Origin of the sequence: [Bacillus] caldolyticus (assembly GCF_003595605.1) — a bacterium.
Lineage (GTDB): Bacteria > Bacillota > Bacilli > Bacillales > Anoxybacillaceae > Geobacillus > Geobacillus thermoleovorans.
This window is the reverse complement of record NZ_CP025074.1, coordinates 1,699,577-1,719,770: the sequence shown is the minus strand read 5'-3', so window position 1 is coordinate 1,719,770 and position 20,194 is coordinate 1,699,577. Positions and strand designations below refer to the sequence as shown.

The window sequence follows — 20,194 nt, the reverse complement described above, 5'->3', positions numbered from 1 at the left end:
GTTTCCGCGAGAGAAACGCTGCGCAACAAGAGCGTCGCCTGGCGTCCTGAGCGTGATGGGCGGCGAAAAGGAGGAGTTGACGTGGCAAAGGCATACAAACAAGCAGGGGTCGACATCGAGGCTGGTTATCAGGCCGTCGCCCTCATGAAAGAGCACGTGCAAAAAACGATGCGTCCCGAAGTGCTGGGCGGGATCGGCGGGTTTGGCGGCTTGTTTGATCTATCCGCGCTTGGTTACCGCCAGCCGGTGCTCATCTCCGGCACGGACGGTGTCGGAACGAAGTTGAAACTAGCGTTTTTGCTTGACCGGCATGATACGATCGGCATCGACTGTGTCGCTATGTGTGTCAACGATATTATTGTCCAAGGGGCGGAGCCGCTCTTTTTCCTCGACTATATCGCTTGCGGCAAGGCGGTGCCGGAGAAAATCGCCGCCATCGTCAAAGGGGTGGCCGACGGCTGCGTCGAAGCCGGCTGCGCCTTGATCGGCGGGGAGACCGCGGAAATGCCAGGAATGTATGATGAAGATGAGTATGATTTGGCTGGGTTTGCGGTCGGCGTTGCGGAAAAAGAGCGACTCATAACCGGAGAGACGATCCAAGCGGGCGATGCGCTTGTCGGCCTGCCATCAAGCGGCCTTCACAGCAACGGCTATTCGCTTGTGCGCCGCATCGTGTTTGAACAAGCGAAATTGTCGCTTGATGAGATTTACGAGCCGCTTGATGTTCCACTCGGCGAGGAGTTATTGAAGCCGACGCGCATTTATGCGAAACTGTTGCGCTCCGTGCGCGAGCGGTTTACGATCAAAGGGATGGCGCATATTACCGGCGGCGGGTTGATCGAAAACATTCCGCGCATGCTGCCGCCAGGAATCGGCGCGCGCATTCAGCTCGGTTCATGGCCGATTTTGCCGATTTTTGACTTTTTGCGTGAAAAGGGCAGCCTTGAGGAAGAAGAAATGTTTTCCGTCTTTAATATGGGCATCGGCCTTGTGCTCGCTGTCAGTCCGGAAACGGCGGCTCCTCTTGTTGAGTGGCTTTCGGAACGAGGCGAACCGGCGTACATCATCGGCGAAGTGGCCGAAGGAGCGGGCGTGTCGTTTGCTGGAGGGGGCCGGGCATGAAGCGGCTGGCGGTGTTCGCTTCAGGAAGCGGCACGAACTTTCAAGCGATCGTGGACGCGGCCAAACGCGGCGATTTGCCGGCTCGTGTGGCGCTTTTGGTCTGCGACCGCCCTGGTGCGAAAGTCATTGAACGAGCGGCGCGCGAAAACGTGCCGGCGTTTGTGTTTTCCCCAAAAGACTACCCGTCCAAAGCGGCGTTTGAGAGCGAGATTTTGCGTGAGCTAAAGGGGCGCCAAATCGACTGGATTGCGTTGGCCGGCTATATGCGTTTGATCGGGCCGACGCTGCTTTCGGCTTATGAGGGGAAGATCGTCAACATCCATCCGTCGCTGTTGCCCGCGTTTCCGGGCAAAGATGCGATCGGCCAAGCGTATCGGGCTGGTGTATCGGAAACGGGCGTTACCGTTCATTACGTCGATGAGGGAATGGATACCGGGCCGGTCATCGCCCAGCGCGTTGTTCCGATCGTGCCGGGCGAGCCGATCGAGGCGCTTGAGGCGCGCATCCATCAAGTCGAACACGAGCTGTACCCGACGGTGTTGCGCATGCTGCTAGGGGAAAAGGAACAACAGGAAGAAAGGATCGAGAACGATGGCAGTGAAACGAGCATTGATCAGCGTGTCCAATAAGGAAGGCGTCATTCCGTTTGCGAAGCAGCTGGCTGAACTTGGCATTGATATCATTTCGACCGGTGGGACGAAACGGGCGCTTGAAGAGGCCGGCGTTCCGGTCATTTCGATCTCCGATGTCACCGGGTTTCCGGAAATTTTGGACGGGCGCGTCAAAACGCTGCATCCAGCCATCCATGGCGGCATTTTGGCGGTGCGCAGCGATGAGCGCCACCAAGCAGCGCTCGCAGAGCATGGCATTCGCCCGATCGATTTGGTCGTCGTCAACTTGTACCCGTTCCAGCAAACGATCGCCAAACCGGACGTGACGCTGGCCGAGGCGATTGAAAACATCGATATCGGCGGCCCGACGATGGTGCGGGCGGCGGCGAAAAACTATGCCGATGTCGCGATTGTCGTCGATCCAGCCGACTATCCGATGGTGATTGAAGAACTGAAAACGACCGGTTCGATCCAAGCAAAAACGCGGCAACAACTGGCGGCGAAAGCGTTCCGCCATACGGCGGCGTATGACGCGATGATTGCGGAGTATTTGACAAACCTCACCGGAGAGAACTATCCGGAAACGCTCACGGTCACGTATACGAAAAAACAATCATTGCGCTATGGCGAGAATCCGCATCAATCGGCAGCGTTTTATGCCAAGCCGCTCGGTGCGGCGTTCTCGATTGCCAACGCGGCACAGCTGCATGGCAAAGAGTTGTCGTACAACAACATTAACGACGCCAATGCGGCGATCAACCTCATTCGCGAATTTCAAGAGCCGGCTGTGGCCGCCATCAAACATATGAACCCGTGCGGCGTCGGGGTCGGTGCCACGCTTCTTGAGGCATTTACGAAAGCGTACGAGGCCGATCCGGTCTCGATTTTCGGCGGCATTATTGCGGTCAACCGTGAAGTGGACAAAGAAACAGCCGAACGGATGCACGACATCTTTTTGGAAATCGTCATCGCCCCATCGTTCAGCGACGAGGCGCTCGCCATTTTGACGAAAAAGAAAAACATCCGTCTGTTGGCGCTTGATTTTGCCGCGCCGGACGTTAAGGAAAAAACGCTCGTTTCCGTCAATGGCGGCTTGCTTGTGCAAGAGGCCGATAAGTATACGCTTGAAGACGCCGAATGGAACGTCGTCACGAAACGCGAGCCGACCGAGGCGGAGCGCGAACAGCTTCGATTTGCTTGGAAGGTTGTCAAACATGTGAAATCGAATGCGATTGTACTCGCCAAAAACGGGATGACAGTCGGCGTTGGCGCCGGGCAAATGAACCGGGTCGGCGCGGCCAAAATTGCGATCGAACAAGCCGGGGAACAGGCGGTTGGCGCCGTGTTGGCCTCCGATGCGTTCTTCCCGATGGACGATACGGTCGAGGCGGCGGCGAAAGCCGGCATTACCGCTATCATTCAGCCGGGCGGCTCGATTCGCGACGCGGATTCGATCCGCAAAGCGGATGAATACGGCATAGCCATGGTCTTCACCGGCGTGCGCCACTTTAAACATTAAGCGTGGCAAAGGAGAGGGAGACGATGAATGTACTGGTCATCGGACGAGGCGGGCGCGAGCACGCCATCGCCTGGAAAGCGGCGCAAAGCCCGCTTGTTGGCAAGCTGTATGTAGCGCCGGGAAACCCGGGCATCGCGGACGTGGCGGAACTGGTCCATATTGATGAGCTCGATATTGAGGCATTGGTGCAGTTTGCGAAACAACAGGCGATCGATTTGACGATCGTCGGGCCGGAAGCGCCGCTTGCTTCCGGCATTGTTGACCGTTTTATGGCCGAGGGGCTTCGCATTTTCGGCCCAAGCCAGAGGGCGGCGCTCATCGAAGGAAGCAAGGCGTTTGCCAAAGAGCTGATGAAGAAATACGGCATCCCAACGGCGGACCATGCGGCCTTTACGTCGTACGAAGAGGCGAAAGCTTATATTGAACAAAAAGGCGCGCCGATCGTCATTAAAGCGGACGGATTGGCCGCCGGAAAAGGCGTCACCGTCGCCCAAACGGTGGAAGAAGCGCTTGCCGCGGCGAAGGCAGCGCTTGTCGACGGACAATTCGGCACAGCCGGCAGTCAAGTTGTCATTGAGGAGTATTTAGAAGGGGAAGAATTTTCGTTTATGGCGTTCGTTAACGGCGAGAAGGTGTATCCGCTCGCCATCGCCCAAGACCATAAGCGGGCGTATGACGGAGACGAAGGACCGAACACCGGCGGCATGGGAGCCTACTCGCCGGTGCCGCAAATTTCGGATGAGATGATGGATGCCGCGCTAGAGGCCATTTTGCGGCCGGCGGCGAAAGCGTTGGCGGCGGAAGGACGGCCGTTTCTTGGCGTGCTGTACGCTGGATTGATGGCCACGGCAAATGGGCCGAAAGTGATCGAATTCAACGCCCGCTTCGGCGATCCGGAAGCGCAAGTCGTGCTGCCGCGTCTGAAGACCGATTTGGTGGAAGCGGTACTAGCGGTGATGGATGGAAAAGAGTTGGAGCTTGAATGGACGGACGAGGCGGTGCTTGGCGTCGTGCTGGCAGCTAAAGGTTACCCCGGGGCTTACGAGCGCGGGGCCGAAATCCGCGGGTTGGACCGAATTTCCCCTGATGCGTTGTTGTTCCATGCTGGCACCAAACGAGAAGGCGGCGCATGGTACACCAATGGCGGACGCGTTCTCCTGTTAGCGGCCAAAGGGGAGACGCTCGCAAAAGCGAAGGAAAAAGCGTACGAGCAGTTGGCGGCGATCGACTGCGACGGCTTATTTTACCGGCGCGACATCGGCCGGCGCGCTATCGAACGCGCCTCCGCCGCATATACACGTATGAAAGGGCGATAATGCCGCCGATTAACGCGGCCAATACGAACGACATATCGGTCATATACTCGAGCAGCATGGTGGTTCACTCCTTTGTAGTCGAAGGTGTCCCAAGTATGGGACACCTTTTTTGATGATGTTTGGCTAGTCCATAATGCCAAGCCGCAGATCATTTTGCTTTCTTCTCTTTCGTTGACAGTTGGCACTCTTCATTGGCCGTTTCGATACATAGCAACACGTATCGCTCACGATGCGAAAAATGTTGCCGAATGACGGTGGAATGGAAGACATCGGCAAAAGCGGTGCGCAACGTCGGACGGATGTCCTCCCTCATGTCGGATTGACGACCGCTTCCTTTTCCTCTTCAAACAGCTGCCGGCGCTGCATATTGTCAAACAGGGCGGTCATCGGACAAAAACGGGTGATCCCTTCTCCGACTTTCATCGCCCCAAGCAAAGCGGCCCACAAATAGGATGTGCACCATGGCCGCCGGGCGAGGCGGGCGGTGGCCCAGGCGATGACAGTCAGGCCAACCGTGATGCGAATGAATGCGTTCACAATGCCGATATTCGCCATCGGTCTGTCCCCTCCTTATATTTTTATTGTGAAAGTCGCTTTTGTGCGTTAAAATGGTTGTATGGAACGATTAGGAAACAAGGGACGGGGTGTCAATGGGCGAACAACGTTACCGATGGAAAGGCAGCGAACTGCGTGCACAAGCAGCGGTGATTGATGGCAAACAATCGCCGACGAAAGTATTGGTGAACGCCACATATTTGCATTCGTATTTTCGTGAATGGGTAAAAGGAAACATATGGATCCATGGCGACCGCATCGTGTATGCCGGGGAGCGTCTTCCCGATCGTGTCGACGAGGCGTGTGAGATCGTCGACTGCCGTGGGTACGTGCTCGTTCCCGGCTACATTGAGCCGCATGTTCATCCATTTCAATTATATAATCCCCATTCGTTTGCTCGTTATGCAGCGGCGCACGGAACAACAACGCTCATCAACGATAACTTGTTTTTGCTTTTGCAGCTCGATGATGAAGAGGCGCTTTTATTTTTACAAGAAATGAATGCGCTTCCAACGTCGATGTATTGGTGGTGCCGGTTTGATGGGCAAACGGAGCTCGAGCGCGAAGAGGAACAAGTGTCCAATGCTCGGATCAAGCGCTGGCTTGACCAAGAGGCGGTGCTTCAAGGCGGTGAGTTGACCTCATGGCCAAAAGTGGCGAGCGGCGATGACATCATCTTGTATTGGATGCAAGAAGCGCATCGGCGGCGCCGCAAAATTGAAGGGCATTTTCCGGGGGCGTCGGAAAAGACGCTTGTCAAAATGGCGCTCTTTGGCGCAGATGGCGATCATGAGGCAATGACGGGAAAGGAAGTGCGCATGCGCCTTTGGCACGGCTATACCGTCGCGCTTCGGCATTCCTCGATTCGCCCGGATTTGCCGGTGCTGCTTGAAGAGATGAAAGCGCTTGGCATCCGGCATTATGATAAATGCTTGTTGACGACGGATGGCTCGCCGCCGGCGTTTTATGAGAATGGGGTGATCGATTGGCTGATCCGCATCGCGATCGAGCATGGCGTGCCGGTGATCGATGCCTATGCGATGGCGACGATCAACGCTGCCCGCCACTACGGCATCGAGCATCTTCACGGCAGCATTGCCACCGGCCGCATCGCTCATATCAACTTTTTGCGCTCGGCTCACGATCCGACGCCGGCGCAAGTGCTCGCCAAAGGCGAATGGGTGAAGCGCGATGGAGAAGCGCCGCCTCTCTGGCCGGCGCCGGAATGGTCTCGGTTTGGCATTCGGCCGCTTTCGTTGTCATGGGAGCTTGAATGGGATGATTTGCAATTTTCGATGCCGATGGGGCTGCGCATGGAAAACGCCGTCATTTTAAAACCGTATTCCGTGTCGATCGATACGTCGCGCGACCGTTTAGGGCATGACCATGATGAGTGTTTTCTGGCCTTGTTTGACCGAAACGGCCGCTGGCGCGTCAATACGATGTTAAAAGGTTTTTCATCGGTGCTTGGCGGGCTGGCGAGTTCTTACTCGAACACCGGGGATTTGATTTTGATCGGCAAGCATAAGGAAGATATGATGCTCGCCTTCCGGCGGATGAAGGAGATCGGCGGCGGCATTGTGCTCGCTGAGGACGGAGAGATTTTGTTTGAGCTCTCGCTTCCTTTAGGCGGCATGATGTCCTCCTTGGAGGTGGATGAATTGATCAACGAAGAAAAAACGTTCGTCCGTTTGTTGCGCGAGCGTGGATATCCGTTCGAAGACCCGGTGTATTCGTTGCTCTTTTTGCAATCGACCCACCTGCCGTATGTGCGCGTCACCCAACGCGGCATTTATGATGTGATGCACAAAACGGTACTCTTTCCTTCGATAATGCGGTAAAATAAAAAAGAAAAGGTTGTGTGTCCATTGAAACATTGGCTGTTCGTCATCAGCTGCGCGGCATTGTTGTTAGGGGGCTGCACGACCAAAAGCGAGCCGAAGCAGGCTGAACCAGCCAAACCGGCTCCTCGGCAGGAGCAGCCGTCCAAGCCTCGGGCGGAGGAACAACAAACGTTCCCGCTGACGGGGCTGCCGGCGAAAGGGAACATCCATCAGCGGGTCGTCGGCGTGATGATCAACAACCACCCGAAGGCGCGGCCGCAATCGGGGCTTCGTGCGGCGGACATCGTGTATGAGGTGCTTGCCGAGGGCGATATCACCCGTTTATTGGCGTTGTACCAAAGCGAATTGCCGGAGCGGGTCGGACCGGTGCGAAGCGCGCGTGATTACTATATTGACTTGAGTGAAGGCTACCATGCACTGTATGTATGTCACGGCTGGAGTCCGGAGGCGAAAGCGCGTCTTGAGGGAGGCGGAATCGACTATTTGAACGGATTGTTTTACGACGGCACATTGTTTCAGCGCGTCCCGTTCCGCAAGGCGCCGCACAACTCATACATTTCATTCGCCAACATCGAAAAAGGAGCGAAACAAAACGGGTATGCTTGGACGGACCACGTTGCCCCGCTATCGTTTCGCACCGATGAGCCGAGCGGCCAAAAGGTCGAGACGGTTCACATCGCCTATTCGCATCGCGCCTATGCCCAGGTTGAATACCAATATGTTTCGGAACAAAAGGGGTATTACCGGTACAGCGGCGGCGAGCAAACGATCGATTATGATACGCATAAGCCGGTTGTCGTGCAAAACGTCATGATTATCGCTGCCCGGCATCGAGTCATCGATAGCCACGGACGGCGCGACATCGACCTCGCCTCTGGTGGCAAGGGGTACTTGCTGCAGGGCGGCGTCATGCAGCTGATCGAATGGAAAAACGTCGACGGCCGGCTGCTGCCGTACCATAACGGGGCTCCGATCGGATTCGTGCCGGGAAAAACGTGGATCAATATCGTGCCGGAACTGGCGATCGTCCAGTGGAAATCATAACCGCCTTGTCTGTTGCAAGGCAAAGGGGCGGTGGATTCGCAGATTGGTTGGCTACAACATTTTTCCCGCCAAAACGCAAGGAGGAAGCAACTATGCAAATTGACAAACTGCGCGGCAGAGAGTTGGATCAACTGTTTAAAGCGATTTTATCGCTGCGCGATTTAGAAGAGTGTTACCGTTTTTTTGATGATTTATGCACCGTGAATGAAATCCAGGCGCTCGCCCAGCGGCTCGAGGTCGCCCGCATGCTGCGCGAAGGATATACGTATCACAAAATCGAAACGGAAACCGGAGCGAGCACGGCGACGATTTCGCGCGTCAAGCGCTGCCTCAACTACGGCAATGATGCTTACGCCATGGCGCTCGATCGCATTAAAGAGGAGCAACAGCAAGAAGAGAAAGAAGCCGACGAAGCGGTCACAGACTGACGCGGCAAGGAGATTCCTTCCATTTGCAAAGGAACTCCTTTTCTTTTTGCGGATTTGTTATAATGGAACAATGGAGACGGAGTGGAGGGTTGCCGCTATGGAGGAGATTCGCGCTTGGCGCCATGTGTTTAAACTCGACCCGAATAAACCGATTGATGACGAGCGCCTTGAGCGCCTTTGCGAGTCGGGAACGGATGCCGTCATCGTCGGCGGAACCGACGGGGTGACCATCGACAACGTGCTTGATTTATTGGCTCGCATCCGCCGTTTTTCGGTGCCATGCGCGCTCGAAGTCACCGACGTCGAAGCGCTGACGCCGGGATTTGACGTATATTTGGTTCCGATCGTGTTAAACAGCCGGCAGGCGGAGTGGATCATCGGCCGTCATCACGAGGCGGTGAAACAATACGGTGATATGATGAACTGGGATGAGATTGCCGCAGAGGGCTATTGCATTTTAAATCCGGAATGCAAGGCCGCCAAGCTGACGAGAGCCGATACGGAGCTTGACGTCGACGATATTGTGGCCTATGCCCGTTTGGCTGAGCATTTGTACAAGCTGCCGATTTTTTACCTTGAGTATAGCGGAGTTTATGGAGATCCGTCTGTCGTGGAAAAAGTGAAACAAGCGCTTGATCAGACGCAGCTGTTTTACGGCGGCGGCATCACAACTCCTGAGCAGGCGGAGCATATGGCGCGCTATGCCGATACGGTGGTCGTCGGCAACGCGATTTACGACGCGTTCGAACAGGCGTTGGCGACGGTGGCGGCGGTGAAGCAGATGGCTGGTCAACGCAGCGGCGATGACGGAAAATAGAACATATGTTTTGTTGGTGGTGGACATGATGAATTTTTTATCGGAAAAGCTGCTTGCGCATTTAAACAAAGAGCAGCAAGAAGCCGTTAAAACGACAGAAGGCCCATTGCTCATCATGGCGGGAGCGGGCAGCGGAAAAACGCGCGTGCTGACGCACCGGATCGCCTATTTGATGGCGGAAAAACAGGTGGCGCCGTGGAATATTTTAGCCATTACGTTTACGAACAAAGCGGCGCGTGAAATGAAGGAGCGGGTGCAGGCGCTCTTAGGCGGGGCGGCGGAAGACGTGTGGATTTCGACGTTCCATTCGATGTGCGTCCGCATGTTGCGCCGCGACATTGACCGCATCGGCATCAATCGCAATTTTTCCATCCTTGACCCGACGGATCAGCTTTCGGTCATCAAAGCGATTTTGAAAGACAAAAATATCGATCCGAAAAAATTTGAGCCGCGGACGATTTTAGCGACGATCAGCGGGGCGAAAAACGATTTGCTCACGCCCGAGCAATTCGCAAAGCGGGCATCGACGTACTACGAAAAGATCGTCGGCGACGTGTATCAAGAGTATCAACAGCGCCTTCTCCGCAATCATTCACTCGATTTCGACGATTTGATCATGACGACGATCCACTTGTTTGACCGCGTGCCGGATGTGCTTCAATATTACCAGTATAAGTTCCAGTACATCCATATCGATGAGTACCAGGATACGAACCGCGCTCAATATACGCTGGTGAAAAAGCTCGCAGACCGGTTTCAAAATATTTGCGCCGTCGGCGATGCCGACCAGTCGATTTACCGGTGGCGCGGGGCGGACATTCGCAATATTTTATCGTTTGAGCGCGACTACCCGAACGCGAAAGTCATTTTGCTTGAACAAAACTACCGCTCGACGAAACGCATTTTGCAGGCGGCAAATGAAGTCATTGCGCATAACGTCAATCGAAAACCAAAGCGGTTGTGGACGGAAAACCCGGAAGGGAAGCCAATCGTCTATTATGAAGCGATGAACGAAGTGGACGAAGCGCAATTTGTCGCCCGCCGCATTCAAGAGGCGGTTGAGAGCGGGGAGCGCCGCTACCGCGATTTTGCCGTGCTTTATCGGACGAACGCCCAGTCGCGCGTCATCGAGGAAATGTTTTTAAAAGCGAACATTCCGTACCAAATCGTCGGCGGCTTAAAGTTCTATGACCGGAAAGAAATTAAAGACATTCTCGCTTACTTGCGCGTCATCGCCAACCCCGATGACGATTTGAGCTTGCTTCGCATCATCAACGTGCCAAAGCGTGGCATCGGCGCCTCTACGATCGACAAACTTGTCCGCTATGCGGCCGAGCATGAGCTGTCCTTGTTTGAAGCGCTCGGCGAGCTGGAGATGATCGGCTTCAGCGCGAAGACGGCCGGGGCGCTCGCCGCGTTTCGCGGACAGCTTGAGCAATGGACGCAGCTGCAAGAATACGTTCCGGTGACGGAACTTGTGGAGGAAGTGCTCGACCAATCGGGCTACCGCGAGATGCTCAAGGCGGAACGGACGATTGAAGCGCAAAGCCGGCTTGAGAACTTGGACGAGTTTTTGTCGGTGACGAAGCATTTCGAAAATGTAAGCGACGATAAATCGCTCGTCGCCTTTTTAACCGACTTGGCGCTCATTTCTGATTTGGACGAGCTGAATGGGACAGATCAGGCGGCCGAGGGCGATGCCGTCGTCTTCATGACGCTGCACGCCGCCAAAGGGCTTGAGTTTCCGGTCGTGTTTTTGATTGGCATGGAAGAAGGCATTTTTCCGCATCTTCGTTCACTGGAGAATGAGGATGAAATGGAAGAAGAGCGGCGGCTGGCGTATGTCGGCATCACTCGGGCCGAGGAAGAGCTCGTATTGACGAACGCGCAAATGCGGACGCTGTTTGGCAACATCCAAATGAACCGGCCGTCGCGCTTTTTAGATGAGATTCCCGCGCATTTGCTGGAGACGGTCTCGCGTGGGAAACCGTCTGTTTCCCGTTCAGCGTCCGCTCGCTTGCAGGCAGGCGGCGCCATCAGGGTGTGGAAAGTCGGAGACCGGGCGAACCATCGGAAATGGGGAATCGGTACGGTTGTCAGTGTCCGTGGCGAAGGTGACGACCAAGAACTCGATATCGCCTTCCCGAGCCCGATCGGCATTAAACGTCTGCTCGCTAAATTTGCGCCGATTGAGAAAGTATAGAAAGGAGAACGGGTGAACGTATGGACCGCCAACAAGCCGAACGGCGCGCGGCCGAGCTGCGCGAACTGCTGCACCGCTATGGCTACGAATATTATGTGCTCGACCGGCCGTCCGTCCCGGACGCCGAGTATGACCGGCTCATGCAAGAGTTGATGGCCATCGAGGAACAGTATCCGGAATTGAAAACGAGCGACTCGCCGACCCAGCGCATCGGCGGCCCTCCGCTTGAGGCGTTTCGCAAAGTGACGCATGTTGTTCCCATGATGAGTCTCGCGAACGCGTTTGACGAAGGGGATTTGCGCGATTTTGACCGCCGCGTCCGCCAAGAGGTCGGCGAAGCAGCGTACGTGTGCGAGTTGAAAATCGATGGTCTCGCTGTCTCCGTCCGCTATGAAGATGGTTATTTCGTCCAAGGGGCGACGCGCGGCGACGGAACGACCGGCGAGGACATTACGGAAAATTTGAGAACGATCCGTTCACTGCCGCTTCGGCTGAAGGAGCCGGTGTCGCTGGAGGCGCGCGGCGAGGCGTTCATGCCGAAAGCGTCGTTTTTGCGCTTGAATGAGGAGCGAAAAGCCCGAGGCGAGGAGCTGTTTGCCAACCCGCGCAACGCTGCGGCTGGCTCGCTCCGCCAGCTCGATCCGAAAGTGGCGGCGTCGCGCCAGCTCGATTTGTTCGTTTATGGTTTGGCCAATGCTGAAGAGCTTGGCATTGAGTCGCACAGCGAGGCGCTTGACTACTTACAGGCGCTTGGGTTTAAAGTGAATCCCGAGCGGCGGCGCTGCGCCAACATCGATGAGGTGATCGCCTTCGTCAACGAGTGGCACGAAAAACGGCCGCAGCTGCCGTACGAGATCGACGGCATCGTCATTAAAGTCGACTCGTTCGCCCAACAGCGGGAGCTTGGTGCGACGGCAAAAAGCCCGCGCTGGGCGATCGCCTACAAATTCCCAGCCGAGGAAGTGGTGACGACGCTCATCGGCATTGAGGTGAACGTCGGCCGCACGGGCGTCGTCACTCCGACAGCGATCTTAGAGCCGGTCCGCGTCGCCGGCACGACCGTGCAGCGCGCCACTCTTCATAATGAAGATTTTATACGGGAAAAAGACATTCGCATCGGCGATGCGGTCATCATTAAAAAAGCGGGCGACATCATCCCGGAAGTGGTCGGCGTCGTCGTCGACCGGCGCGACGGGGATGAAACGCCGTTTGTGATGCCGACGCATTGTCCGGAATGCGAAAGCGAGCTCGTCCGCCTAGATGGAGAAGTGGCGCTCCGTTGCTTAAACCCGAAATGCCCGGCCCAGCTGCGCGAACGGCTCATCCATTTTGCCTCAAGAGCAGCGATGAACATTGAAGGGTTGGGCGAAAAAGTCGTCACCCAACTGTTTAACGCTGGCCTCGTCCACGATGTCGCCGATTTGTACCGGCTGACGAAAGAACAGCTCATCGGTTTGGAACGGATGGGCGAAAAGTCAGCAACCAACTTGCTTGCAGCGATTGAGGCATCGAAGCAAAACTCGCTCGAGCGGTTGCTGTTCGGTCTTGGCATCCGCTACGTCGGAGCGAAAGCCGCCCAACTTTTGGCTGAGCATTTTGAAACGATGGAGCGGCTGGAAAAAGCGACGAAAGAGGAATTGATGGCCGTGCCGGAAATTGGCGAGAAAATGGCGGACTCGATCATCGCCTTCTTTTCCCAGCCAGAAGCGGCCGAGCTGCTCCATGAGCTGCGGCTTTACGGCGTCAACATGGCATACAAAGGGCTGAAGCGGGCGGCTGAAGCGCCTGCTGACTCCGCCTTCGCCGGCAAAACGGTCGTCTTGACCGGCAAACTCGCGTCGATGTCGCGCAATGAGGCAAAAGAAGAGATTGAACGGCTCGGCGGGCGCGTCACCGGCAGCGTCAGCCGCAGCACCGACATCGTCATCGCCGGTGAGGACGCCGGATCGAAGCTGGAGAAAGCCCAGCAGCTTGGCATTGAGATTTGGGACGAATCACGATTTTTGCAAGAGATCAGCAGGGGGAAACGATGAAACGAATCTCACCACTTCGCAGTTTGGTTGCCTGCCGTTGGACGAATCGGGCCCGAAAGCGGTTGGCCGCTGTCGGCCTCGCTTCGATTTGTTTGTTGTCTGCGTGTGCGCCGAAGTTTGACAAAGGTGAGGAAGTCGTGCAAGACAAAGGCAGCAAACAGCAAGAAGCCGTCATCCCGAAATACAACATTGCCGACTCGTATTACCGCGTCATCCTTCCGTTCAAACCGTCCGGGGCCCGTGGGGAGGTCGTCAATGATTTAAATACGCGCCTTGATGTCGACGAATTTGAGACGGGGCTCATGCGCTTGGCCACTGAGCAGTTTCCGTCGGATGAGTACTTGTTCCAAGAGGGGCAATATTTAGACAGCGAGACGGTTGGAAAATGGCTCGCTCGCAAGAAGACGACTCGCCAGCTGAAGGAAGAGAAAATGAAGCCGGAAGACAACATCGGCTTAAACCCACCGATCAGCGACACGGGAACAAACGAACAAAAAAACAAACAAAGCCCGATTTATTTGGCGAGCATTTTGGAACATGATTATTTGGTGAAGATCGACAACGACAAAGTGAAGCTCGGCGGCATCGCTATCGGCCTGGCGTTAAACTCCGTCCACTATTATTCGACCGAGCAAGGCTATCCGCGGGAGGTCAAAATCAAAGACGATGTCATCGAACGGGAAGGAAAGCGGATCGCCGCCGAGGTGCTGAAGCGGCTGCGGAGCATGAAAGGGCTTGGGAACGTGCCGATTACGATCGCCCTGTACAAACAAGCGCCCCGTTCATCTGTTGTTCCAGGCCACTTTTTCGCCGTCGCCCATGTCGATGAAGGAAGCAGCACCATCGATGATTGGGAGGCGGTGAACGAGGAATATTATTTATTCCCGTCTGATGAGGCGGAAGAAAACCACCGCGACGACTGGCTGAAATTCAATAATTTTAAATCAGACGTTGAGGACTTTTTCCCGAACTACACGGGCATCGTCGGCAGAGGGCTGTATGTCAACGACCAGCTTCAGAAGTTAACGATCAACATTACGATGCCGTTTTACGGCAAAGCGGAAGTGATCGGCTTTACCCAATACGTGACCGGCTTGGTGATGGAAAAATTCCCGGACTACATCACCGTCAACGTCTACATCGCCTCGGCCGGCCAGCCGGAAAGCCTCATCGTGCGCCAGGCGAAAGCAGACGAGCCGTTTGTGCATATTTATCAATGACAACGTGCCACATCCCCTCTGGACGAGCCAGAGGGGATGTGTTTTTTGCGATGTTGCGGTTCGAAAAGGCTGGTGTAAACGGATTCGGTGGCAGCCTGTCGGTGTGATTTGCCGGATGGGGGACAGACTGATAAAATAATGAAGACCTAGATGCGAGTAAAGGTGTGTCACGATCATGAAAGCCATCTGTGTGTTTTGCGGATCAAGTTATGGACAAAGCGTAAAATACAAGGAAGCGGCGAAAGAGCTCGGAACGTTTTTAGCCCGAAGCGGCATGACGCTCATTTATGGCGGCGGAAAACGCGGCTTGATGGGGGAAGTCGCGGAGGCGGCGCTTCGGCATCAAGGGCGCGTGGTTGGGGTCATTCCGCAATTTTTGAAGGACCGGGAAGTGGCGCATAATCGATTGAGCGAACTGTTGGTCGTCGATACGATGCATACGCGCAAAGCGAAAATGTATGAGTCGGCCGACGGGTTTATCGCCCTGCCAGGAGGGTACGGGACGTATGAAGAGCTGTTTGAAGTGCTCTCATGGTCGCGCGTCGGCCTCCACCAAAAACCGATCGGCCTGCTCAACGTGGACGGGTTTTTCGACCCCCTTCTTCATTTGCTTCGGCATACAGTCGAAAACGGATTTGCCGCGCCGGAAGATCTCGATCTGATTGTCAGTGCTGAGGATGTTTCGACGCTGTATGAGCGGATGAAGACGTTCCGCCATCATCGCTGTTCTGGAACATGAAGGAACGGGTTGCCGCTTCCTGCTAAGCTGGCAAATTGTTCACTTCATAAGCGGCTCGGATGCCGGATTCAATGGCGCCTTGAATCCATCCGTGGTGGGTGGAAGCGTGTTCCCCGGCAAAATGCACCCTTCCTTCGGGAGCGGCGATATACGGCGACAGCTCCGTCACTTGATTCGGCTTCATCATCGTGAAGGCGCCGCCGGAGTACGGATAGCGAACCCAGCTATGGCTTGTTCCGGTTTCAAATTCACGGTACACTTGTTCGCCATGGAGGACAGCTAAGTTTTTGAGCGTGTATTCAAGCCGCTCTTCATCGCTTAAGCTGTCCCACGGGATCGTGTCGTCTTCCCACGTATAGCTGGCCAATACGACGCCAGGCCCTGCCGTGCCGATGCCTTGGCTCGGATATTGAGTGTATCGAATCGGCAAGTCCGAGACCGTTTTGCCGCCGAACATCCCTTCTTTTTCCCAAAATCGTGTTTTAAATTGGATGCCGGTTTTCGTCGAGCCGACGTAATGCAGTTCGCGGATCGCTTTCCATTTATTTTCGGAAAACGAATGGCGTGGCTCCATTTCGATAAACTGCAAAATCGAAAACGGGATGGTGACGATCACGCGATCTGCGGTGATTTGAAACGGCTGGAGAATTTTTGTATGGGTGGCGTGGATGGTGACGCCGTTTTCGTGCTGGACGATTTTTTGCACTTTATGGCTAAAGAAAATCTCGTCCTTCAGCTGCGGCAAAAAAGCTTTGGGAAGCCGATCGTTGCCGCCGACAATTTCATAAAAGCGAATATTCGGCGTAAACAGCACCATCAGTTCGCGCAGCATCTCAAGAAACGAAAGTTCAGGGAATCCTTCTAACGAGAGAACGGCTTTGATCATATCGATGGCTCCCACGGACAACGGTAGACCGAATGGGTTGTAGCGCAAATAGGCGTCCAGCGAGTAGCGGTCGAGCTGTTCAATGACAATCGGCCAATGTTTTTCCGGATTTTGTTCGATGAATTGAATGACCGGACGAATCGCCATCTGCAATAATTGGGAAGCGGTTTTGCCTCGTTCATGCGGGGCGACCGGAAAGCCAAAGAGGTCGGGATGCCGCTCATATTCACCAAGGCGCGCTTTCACGCCGCGAAAATACAGAATGTCGCGCGGAGTGCTGTTGATAAACGGGTGAAGCGGCAAGTTGAATTTTTTGATGTATTCCAATGTCAATTGATGGGTGTGCGGGATGCGCATGGCGCCAGCTTCAAGATACTGGTCGTCGCGAAAGTTGGAGCGGAGCGTGTAGATTCGGCCGCCGACCCGCTCGGACGCTTCAAGAATCGTGATGCGATGGCCGGCTTGCTTCAGCAATGACGCTGCGACAAGTCCGGCCATTCCGGCGCCGATAATGACGATGTTTTGAGGGGTGGATGTTTTCGTCAACCCATTTCGGATGATCGCAATCATCGTTTCCATTGGGAGTTTCGGAAACACATAAGGATGTGCCACGTTTGAATCCCCCTTTGCCGTTTTCACCGCGCGAGGATGAAGGTGCGGTTATTCCATCTTATTCCGCGGCAAAGGGGAGTATGTGAGAATAGGAATGCCCGTCACGGCCTGGAAACGATATACGTCCCGCCATCGATTTCGATGCGGCGCTGCTCCTGCATGCCCACAAGCCGGCACAAAAAAGGGCGCGTTGACGGTCGATGGTCGGCTTCATAAAAACAAAGGGCGATGCCGCCGACGGCTAGTTCAGCGTACGCCCCTGCCTCATCGCGCCCAAAGCGAGGGACAGGAAGGCCAAACAGCCGCCGATACGCGTCGATGGCGCGGCGAAGGTCAAGCGTATAGACGCCGATGGACGACAAAGAAGAAGCCCCGATTCGATGGTGCATGAGCGGCGCCAGCTCGTTCATCCGCACGTCATCACCGTCGCCCCATTGGATGAAAAACGGATAGCGAAATGCACCGTCTGTGTCGTCTTCGATAAACAGCATCGACCATGTCAGCCGCTTGCCGTCATCGCGCTCGCGGCTGCCGGGGAGCGGACCGATTGGGGTAAACCCGTTTCGTTTGAGATGTGCCGCCACCGCTCCGATGTTGTTCGTGCGGAAGGCAAATTGGGAGAAGCCGTTTCCTTCTTGGCGGTCGGCGACAAGCTGGTCGATGAGCGGATTTCCGCATGTTTTCGCCGTCTGCTCATCGGCGATGCCGATCCACTCAATGTAGCGCAAATGCTCGAAGCAGCATAATGCGTTATACGTTCCCCATGACGGATGGCGGCCGCCGTGGATGGCTGTAAACCCCCATTGTTCAAACGCCGTTTTCGCTTGCTCCGGTCGTTCGGTTAAGTGGACGAGATGGTCAAACGCGACATTCATGGCGGCGACCTCCTCCTAGATGGAATCGATCAGCGGAACAACATTTCTTTCAGCTTGTAAATGATTCGTTCGTTGTCGACGGTGCGGTGGGCGATAAAATTCAAGTCCAGCTTGATGTCTTCGATTTGGGCAGCCAATTGTTCGTAACGGGAGTCCATTTTTTGTTCGAGGCGGTCCACCGTTTGTTTCAATGAGGCAAATTCCTGGTGAAGCTGGTGGACGTCAGCGGCGAGAGCTTCCAGTTTGGCGTCTGTTTCGTCTTGGCGGTGGAGAAGAGCGGCCACGATGCCGTTCAATTCCTTTTGCCCGGCGCGAAGCGAATCTTGTTCTTGACGCAGACGCTGTTGTTCCAAACGGATTTCCTGCTGCTCTTTTCGGATTTCTTGTTGTTCTTTTCGAATTTCTTCTTGTTCCTGGCGAATGGCGATTTGTTCCCGCTCGAGCCGCTCTTGGCCTTCCACGAGCTTTTGCAGCGTCCCGTCCATCGCGTTCAAGCGGTCAAGCACTTGGGCGAGCAAAGCGTCACTCATCGTCATTATTCCCCCTTTTTTGTCCGTTATGGCCATTATAGTACATATGTTCGTTTTCGTCAACGGGCAACTAGGCAAAAGAGGGCGTGTGAGTAAAATATTTGTGGGTGACATTCCGAAATGATCCCCGACGAGGGTTGCGAACTTTTGTTCGCGACGCTCGTCGGGGCCACCAAGCGAAGCGCGGTAGAAAAAAGCAAATGTCATGCAAAAAGGACTCTCTCCCTGCTATGATGGTGATTGTCAACATCAACCGAAAACAGGAGGGAGAGAGTCCATGAAACATCTTACCACAGAATGGCCTTTATTAAAAGAGCTGGAGGAACAATTAGTCAGAACTCTTCAAAAGGTGTTCGCTGTCTTGTTGGCGGCCCTTTTGGAGGAGATTGATCAACAACTGGCGGAAGCGCGGGACAAGCGCCGGTATCAGCTGAAAGACAAACGGCCGACTACGATCCAAACGCTGTTTGGAGAAGTGACGTTTCGACGGAACTACTACTATGACCGGCAAACGGGGAACTATACCTTCTTGCTGGATGCCGAATTAGGCTTTGATGGGGCCCGATCGATCAGTCCTTGCCTCGAGGAAACGGCGGTCGAGTTGGCCGTAGAGTGCTCTTCCTACCGCAAAGCGGCCCGTACGTTGGAGTCGATCGTGGGGTATGCGGTCATGAGCCACGAGGCGATTCGCCAACTGGTGCTGGAGGCCCCTGTCTCGCTGCACCGCCCTGTTTCCCAACGGCACGGCCGGGTGCTGTTTGTGGAGGCGGATGGACTGTTTATTTCCCGCCAGGGGAAAGGGAAACGGGCGAAAGAAGAGAAAATCCTGGCGGTTCACGAGGGATGGAAACGAAACGGTTCGCAGCTCGAGCTCGTGAACCGGCGCCACTACCTCCATGAAGGGGAGGGAGACGTGTGGGAACGGTTCGAAGAGTGGCTGATGAACGAATATGCCTATGATCCGTGCCGGGACCTGTTGATCATCAACGGCGACGCGGCGTCGTGGATCACGGCCTGCCGGGAGTATTTTGGGAAGCGGGCGTGCTTTCAGCTGGATCGATTTCATGTGGCGCGGGAGCTGCGTCAGTGTCTGTCCGGCCATCCGCGTTGGCGGGAGGTGCGGAAGAAGCTGGCGAAACAAGACGAAGAGGGGCTTCTCGTGGAGCTGAACAGCGCGGTCGGCACGTTGGAGGACGAAGCGAAAGAGAAGCAGATGGCTGCCATGATCCGCCGGATCGAGTCGATGCCGGGATGCATCCGGGACTATCGGGAGTGGCTGTCGGAGCAAGGGGTGGAGACGACCGGCATGCGTCCGATGGGCCACGCCGAGAGCGTGATGAGCCGGTTTGCGCATCGGGTGAAATCCCGCCGCAGCTGGAAAGACCAAGGGCTTCGGGCGTTTCTGAGGGCGATGGCGGCCCGAATCGACGGGATTTGGCGGAGAAATGGGCAGTTGGTGGAGGAAGAAGAGACCCGAACGGCGGCCTCGGCCTCAACAAAGTCCAAGCGGATCGAACAGGCCAAACGGAAGGCCGGACGGTTATGGGCAGATGTGGTGCGTCAGAATCTACCGTGTCTGCAGCGGTCATCCGGGACACCGATCCATCAAGCGTTGTCGGCGCTCCGGGATGGTGGTTGGGTGTAAAAAAATGGAATATCGTATCATCGCCTCAAGATGAGGGATGAGAGTCCGAAAGCGCTTACGATATTAATTCCTGAAAATGGTTCGCTAACTAGTGATTGACAACGCCCGTAGTGAACCGAAAAAATGTTCTCCACAAAGTCTTGACTGACTCAAAGAGGGCCAGACGGTTGCTTTATTTCCTAAACGTTTGGTATC

At 55.2% G+C, this 20,194-nt stretch carries 19 protein-coding genes; 13 read left to right on the top strand and 6 right to left on the bottom strand.

What is annotated here, in order from left to right:
- Nucleotides 1-81 precede the first annotated feature (81 nt).
- From purM to purD, 4 genes are read left to right on the top strand one after another with little or no spacing between them, the layout of a single operon-like run.
- On the top strand, nt 82-1,122 hold the full coding sequence (gene purM / locus CWI35_RS08910; protein ID WP_021321602.1) for a phosphoribosylformylglycinamidine cyclo-ligase: 1,041 nt from the start codon (nt 82-84) through the stop codon (nt 1,120-1,122).
- Nucleotides 1,119-1,751: a phosphoribosylglycinamide formyltransferase gene (gene purN, locus CWI35_RS08905; RefSeq protein WP_021321601.1), complete on the top strand. Its 633-nt coding sequence runs from the start codon at nt 1,119-1,121 to the stop codon at nt 1,749-1,751. Before purM ends, purN begins: the two co-directional genes overlap by 4 nt.
- A complete protein-coding gene (purH, locus tag CWI35_RS08900; RefSeq protein ID WP_119877670.1) occupies nt 1,714-3,252 on the top strand; it encodes a bifunctional phosphoribosylaminoimidazolecarboxamide formyltransferase/IMP cyclohydrolase in 1,539 nt (512 codons plus the stop codon). Before purN ends, purH begins: the two co-directional genes overlap by 38 nt.
- Nucleotides 3,253-3,275: 23 nt before the next feature.
- The gene (gene purD / locus CWI35_RS08895; protein ID WP_011229777.1) at nt 3,276-4,568 is read left to right on the top strand and encodes a phosphoribosylamine--glycine ligase; all 1,293 of its coding nucleotides are present in this window, start codon (nt 3,276-3,278) and stop codon (nt 4,566-4,568) included.
- On the opposite strand, the gene CWI35_RS18760 is transcribed toward purD, so the two are convergent.
- The 3 genes from CWI35_RS18760 to CWI35_RS08890 form a co-directional block, all read right to left on the bottom strand.
- A complete protein-coding gene (locus CWI35_RS18760) occupies nt 4,522-4,626 on the bottom strand; it encodes an EYxxD motif small membrane protein (protein ID WP_325048220.1) in 105 nt (34 codons plus the stop codon). The two genes, purD and CWI35_RS18760, sit on opposite strands and share 47 nt — an antisense overlap.
- 90 nt (nt 4,627-4,716) lie before the next feature.
- Nucleotides 4,717-4,881 carry a hypothetical protein gene (locus CWI35_RS18270; protein WP_011229778.1) on the bottom strand — a complete coding sequence of 55 codons (165 nt, stop codon included), beginning with the start codon at nt 4,879-4,881 and terminating at the stop codon, nt 4,717-4,719.
- A complete protein-coding gene (locus CWI35_RS08890; RefSeq protein ID WP_011229779.1) occupies nt 4,878-5,123 on the bottom strand; it encodes a YgaP family membrane protein in 246 nt (81 codons plus the stop codon). Before CWI35_RS08890 ends, CWI35_RS18270 begins: the two co-directional genes overlap by 4 nt.
- Nucleotides 5,124-5,218: 95 nt before the next feature.
- Here CWI35_RS08890 and CWI35_RS08885 point away from each other — a divergent pair, with 95 nt between their 5' ends.
- The 8 genes from CWI35_RS08885 to CWI35_RS08850 all read left to right on the top strand — a co-directional run bounded on the left by CWI35_RS08885 (nt 5,219) and on the right by CWI35_RS08850 (nt 15,451).
- On the top strand, nt 5,219-6,964 hold the full coding sequence (locus CWI35_RS08885) for an adenine deaminase C-terminal domain-containing protein (RefSeq protein WP_069303976.1): 1,746 nt from the start codon (nt 5,219-5,221) through the stop codon (nt 6,962-6,964).
- A gap of 27 nt (nt 6,965-6,991) precedes the next feature.
- Entirely contained in the window at nt 6,992-8,011 is a 1,020-nt protein-coding gene (locus CWI35_RS08880; RefSeq protein WP_014194771.1) for a DUF3048 domain-containing protein, read from the top strand.
- A gap of 92 nt (nt 8,012-8,103) precedes the next feature.
- Entirely contained in the window at nt 8,104-8,439 is a 336-nt protein-coding gene (locus CWI35_RS08875; RefSeq protein WP_014194772.1) for a YerC/YecD family TrpR-related protein, read from the top strand.
- Between the two features lie 97 nt (nt 8,440-8,536).
- The gene (locus CWI35_RS08870; RefSeq protein ID WP_014194773.1) at nt 8,537-9,256 is read left to right on the top strand and encodes a heptaprenylglyceryl phosphate synthase; all 720 of its coding nucleotides are present in this window, start codon (nt 8,537-8,539) and stop codon (nt 9,254-9,256) included.
- 28 nt (nt 9,257-9,284) lie between these two features.
- Nucleotides 9,285-11,459 (top strand): DNA helicase PcrA, encoded by a 2,175-nt coding sequence (pcrA, locus tag CWI35_RS08865; protein WP_011229784.1) that lies wholly within the window; start codon nt 9,285-9,287, stop codon nt 11,457-11,459.
- Nucleotides 11,460-11,479: 20 nt separating this feature from the next.
- A complete protein-coding gene (ligA, locus tag CWI35_RS08860; protein WP_014194775.1) occupies nt 11,480-13,492 on the top strand; it encodes an NAD-dependent DNA ligase LigA in 2,013 nt (670 codons plus the stop codon).
- Entirely contained in the window at nt 13,489-14,712 is a 1,224-nt protein-coding gene (locus CWI35_RS08855) for a CamS family sex pheromone protein (RefSeq protein ID WP_023633361.1), read from the top strand. The genes ligA and CWI35_RS08855 overlap by 4 nt, the downstream gene beginning before the upstream one ends.
- Nucleotides 14,713-14,887: 175 nt before the next feature.
- Entirely contained in the window at nt 14,888-15,451 is a 564-nt protein-coding gene (locus CWI35_RS08850) for an LOG family protein (RefSeq protein ID WP_023633360.1), read from the top strand.
- 22 nt (nt 15,452-15,473) lie between these two features.
- On the opposite strand, the gene CWI35_RS08845 is transcribed toward CWI35_RS08850, so the two are convergent.
- From CWI35_RS08845 to CWI35_RS08835, 3 genes are all read right to left on the bottom strand, one after another.
- Complete coding sequence (locus CWI35_RS08845) at nt 15,474-16,916, bottom strand: flavin monoamine oxidase family protein (RefSeq protein ID WP_020279425.1); 1,443 nt, start codon at nt 16,914-16,916, stop codon at nt 15,474-15,476.
- A gap of 134 nt (nt 16,917-17,050) precedes the next feature.
- Nucleotides 17,051-17,824, bottom strand: coding sequence for a VOC family protein (locus tag CWI35_RS08840; RefSeq protein WP_020279426.1), 774 nt, complete (start codon nt 17,822-17,824; stop codon nt 17,051-17,053).
- 29 nt (nt 17,825-17,853) lie between these two features.
- Entirely contained in the window at nt 17,854-18,360 is a 507-nt protein-coding gene (locus tag CWI35_RS08835) for a hypothetical protein (RefSeq protein WP_011229789.1), read from the bottom strand.
- Nucleotides 18,361-18,631: 271 nt separating this feature from the next.
- Here CWI35_RS08835 and CWI35_RS08830 point away from each other — a divergent pair, with 271 nt between their 5' ends.
- Nucleotides 18,632-19,999, top strand: a complete 1,368-nt coding sequence (locus CWI35_RS08830; RefSeq protein WP_015374689.1) for an ISLre2-like element ISGsp3 family transposase — start codon at nt 18,632-18,634, stop codon at nt 19,997-19,999.
- Nucleotides 20,000-20,194: the final 195 nt, after the last annotated feature.